The organism is Allokutzneria sp. NRRL B-24872, from assembly GCF_002155965.1.
Taxonomy (GTDB): domain Bacteria; phylum Actinomycetota; class Actinomycetes; order Mycobacteriales; family Pseudonocardiaceae; genus Allokutzneria.
On sequence record NZ_MUMH01000307.1, the window covers coordinates 1 to 717 of the forward strand.

At 70.2% G+C, this 717-nt stretch carries 1 pseudogene; it reads left to right on the forward strand.

The features are described 5' to 3' along the window. Positions 1 to 717 (forward strand): annotated as a pseudogene (locus tag CCN37_RS37655) (NAD-glutamate dehydrogenase); the annotation flags it as partial.

Genomic DNA, 717 nt, shown 5'->3' on the forward strand with positions numbered 1-717 from the left:
CGCCGCCGCGCAGGCGCTGGCGAAGGAACTTCTGGTGCTCACGCAGGCCAGCGCGCCGTCCACGGTGCACCGCTCGGTCTACCCGTACTACGTGGGTGTGAAGACCTTCGGCGACAACGGCGAGGTCAGCGGCGAGCACCGCTTCCTCGGCGTCTTCACCACCACCGCGCTGCACGAGAACGTGCTCGACATCCCGGTGATGGAGCGCCGGGTGCGCCAGGTGATCCACCGCGCGGGCTTCCCGCTGGCCTCCTACTCGGGGCAGCGGATGCTCGAGGTGATCCAGAACTACCCGCGCACCGAGCTGTTCTCCACCGATCCCGAGTCGCTGTTCCAGACCACCACGAAGGTGCTGGCGCTGGCGGAGCGCCGCAAGCTGCGGCTGTTCCTGCGCCGCGANNCGCATCGGCGAGTCGGCGCTGGCGCGCGTGCACTTCATGGTGCACACCGACCCGCAGAGCGACATCGAGCCGGACACCGCGAGCATTCAGCAGCGACTGTCCGAGGCGGCGCGCAGCTGGGACGACCTCATGGTGGACGCCGTGCTCGCCGAGCAGACGGCGGTCACCGCGGGCACCGAGTCCGCGACGGAGCTGGGCCAGCGCTACGCCACGATGTTCCCGGAGTCCTACAAGGAGGACTTCCCGGCCACCGAGGGCCTCTCGGACCTGCGCAGGCTGCAGCGGCTCTCCGGGCCCGGCGACGCCGACATGTGCT